The 3,105-nt window shown below is 43.2% G+C and carries 3 protein-coding genes; all 3 read right to left on the reverse strand.

All coding sequences use genetic code 11. The annotated features are described in order from the left end of the window. A partial coding sequence (locus L0J61_RS10250; protein WP_301466345.1) for a GAF domain-containing sensor histidine kinase occupies positions 1 to 910 on the reverse strand: 910 nt, incomplete at its 3' end. 21 nt (positions 911 to 931) lie between these two features. Beyond that, positions 932 to 1,762, reverse strand: a complete 831-nt coding sequence (locus L0J61_RS10255; protein ID WP_301466347.1) for a tRNA threonylcarbamoyladenosine dehydratase — start codon at positions 1,760 to 1,762, stop codon at positions 932 to 934. A 222-nt stretch (positions 1,763 to 1,984) separates the two neighbouring features. Beyond that, positions 1,985 to 2,983 (reverse strand): TatD family hydrolase, encoded by a 999-nt coding sequence (locus L0J61_RS10260; protein WP_301466346.1) that lies wholly within the window; start codon positions 2,981 to 2,983, stop codon positions 1,985 to 1,987. Positions 2,984 to 3,105 lie beyond the last annotated feature (122 nt).

Raw genomic sequence — 3,105 nt, forward strand, 5'->3', positions numbered from 1 at the left:
CTTCTATGTCAATTATGGCTATGTCTGATGCCAGCATACTTTTTAGAACACCACCATAATTTAAAGTCAAACTACGTTGACGGGCTTTTATTGCAAGAAGACTCACAACTTCATTACACAACGTAGATAAGTTTAACGGAACAGAGTCTATAGTCATTTTTCCCGACTCGACTTTTGATAAATCTAAAATACCGTTGATTGTAGACATCAGCTGCCCGTTAGAAGTCTTAATATTGTTCAAATAATCTTGTTGTTCGCTATTGAGTTCTGTCTGATTCAGCATTTCCACCATGCCAATAATACCATTCATTGGTGTCCGTATTTCATGACTCATATTGGCCAAAAACTCCGACTTCATCTCGTTGGCATGCTTAGCATCACGATGTCTGCCCAATAGCTGCAAGGCATCAGCCGCTAACGTTGCAAACTGCTCTAAAATCTTAACTTTCTCTTCATCAAAGTCGCCGTGTGGATTGGTGTCCATCAGGCACAAGACGCCCAAGCGATAGCTTCTATTGTCCTCGTGCAGGATAATGGGTGCACCGGCATAAAACCTCAAATATGGCTCCTCAAGAACGATTGGGTTGTGGCTAAAACGAGTGTCTTTAGACAAATCCGAGACCACCAATACCTCATTAGATAGCAGGGTATAATTACATACCGCTACATCACGCGACGTGCTACGTATATCACCTAACCCACAGACAGATTTTAGATACTGAGTGTCTTCATCCATAAAAGAAATAGTGACAATAGGCACATTGAAAAACAACCTGACAAGGTCTACCAAGCGATTGAACGCAGGCTCGTCCCTATCATTGAATACATGATATTTTTTCAGCTTATTGATTCGTGCTGCATCGTCGACTGCCATGGGGTAGATAATATTGGACGAGTTGTTTGTAGACACTGTGGACTCCCTTTCATAATGTCAGACGCTTGGTTTTTTATTTGTCTGTTTTATCAATAGTTGTAACGCTTCGCTCACCATGATCATCGCTACTACCGAGGTGACGACGACTGCTGAACCATAACCACCACAATGTAAGTTGCCTGTCTGACAGCTTTTATCTACCCGTGGCGGTTCTGTAGAATAGACACACTTAATACCAAATTTATCTTTCAAATCGCTGTTAATGCCTTTTTCATGCCTTAATTTATTGCGTAATTTGGCTAATAACGGATCTTGATAACTCTCTCGCAGGTCGCTGACTCGAATCTGACTCGGATCTATTTTGCCGCCAGCACCGCCAGCACAGACCAGCTTTATTTTATTAAAGCGACAATGCAGTGCAATAGTCAGCTTGGCACTCATATCATCCACACAGTCTAGCACCACAATCGGCTTGCCCTGCTGAGCAGCAGTTTTTGCTTCATCTCGATTAGGTAGCAAAGCGGCGACATTTTCAGCTGTCAAAAAATCATCGACCATGTTGATTGTGGCCGTGGGGTTAATCTCCTCTAACCTTGTCGCCATCGCTGCAATTTTGCTCTGACCGAAAGTGCTGTTTAGTGCGGGGAGTTGACGGTTAACATTGGAAGCAACCAATACATCTAAGTCCACCAAAGTAATGGTGCCAACTGCCGTTCGGGCCAGCGCTTCTGCAGCCCAAGAACCAACGCCCCCCACACCAATAACGTATACATGAGCATTTGCAAAAATATCCACCGCTGAAGGACTGTACAGGGTTTTTGTACCTTGGAAGCGGCGCTCATATTGTACCCCGTCCTGCCCGCTCTCTAGACGGCCCTCCTCAGTCAGCTCTTGCTCTACAGCAGCCTTTGTGTTGACTGCACCTATATTTGATTGCTCGAGATTCTCAGTATCACATATCACAGTTTCAATACTCTTTTGGCTTATTATTTTTAAAATGGTTTTCTTTCACAGTATAAAGTTTCTGCCTGATGACTATTCCGATGGTTATGTGGCAGCACCGGTGTCGGTAGCGTATATATTACACTGCCTATATCAAAGCTAGCTTTGTTACTCTTCATAGACCCAGTCAGCCTGTAGGGCATCACAGCTGTTTTTCCATAATTGCTCGGCCAACTCTGCAGTGGGCACCTCTAACAACTCACTCAATGTGGCAAGCACCCATGGCAGGTTTGCTGGGACATTCCTTTTATGATCAGGTTGGCTTTGACTAGACTTATCATGCCACCTGTTGTCTATGTCATTTTCCCGTGATGACTGACTATCTCCGGAGCTCTGGCACATGATAGGCATCATATCAGGACAATCCGTCTCTATCACCAAGCAACCAATCCCATAACTCTCAACTGCTGCCTGAATAGCACGGCGCAGTTTCTTAGCATTAGGATTAGTGACCTGCCCTGTCACCCCAAGCTTAAACCCCAACTTAACAAAAGCCTTGGCCTCTTGTTCACCGCCACTGAAACTATGTGCAATACCGCCTAGTTGACTTGCGTTATACTCGTGCGCTTTTAATATAGCCAATGCTTCAGCATGCGCTTTACGAATATGCAGCATGACAGGCAACTGATGCCTTACTGCCAAATCTAGCTGCGCTGTGAAAAACCGCTCTTGTTTGGCAAATACTTCCGGCACTTTCATCGCATCCGTAAAAGTATCTAACCCAATCTCACCAATAGCAAGCGGACGAGAATCACTCACCATCTGTGCCATGTCTGCCAAATGTGTCTCGGTATGTTGATCTATATAAAAAGGATGTAAACCAAGAGCGACATGCGCTTTAGGCTGTTTTTTTTGCTCATCACTCTCAAATTCAGCAGTCTGACTCAGATTGTTCAGCAACTGCTCTGTTTCATTAAGGCGTTCAAAGTGGCGATGTAAATATCCCACCAACACAAAATGACGCACACCTTTTTCATAAGCTCTCTGCGCTTCTAACGCCCTATCACAATCAAACACGGTATCATCAAAATGCGTATGCGTATCAATGAGAGGGTATACAGTAGACATTGATTTATTGGTAATGATTGATAAGTTTGTCGCTGTCATGTGTAACACTCCAAACCAATAATAGCTAGATAATGGTCAAAATATATGAATAATTCGATAATATCATTACCTTGAATACCCTCAAATAAAACATACTTCATATTCAATAAATATTATTAAAT

Origin of the sequence: Psychrobacter sp., from assembly GCF_030457785.1 — a bacterium.
In the GTDB taxonomy this organism is placed as follows: domain Bacteria; phylum Pseudomonadota; class Gammaproteobacteria; order Pseudomonadales; family Moraxellaceae; genus Psychrobacter.

Bases quoted from the DNA above. Each gene is read 5' to 3' on its own strand.
- L0J61_RS10260 (WP_301466346.1), bottom strand. From the start codon at position 2,983: ATGACAGCGACAAACTTATCAATCATTACCAATAAATCAATGTCTACT.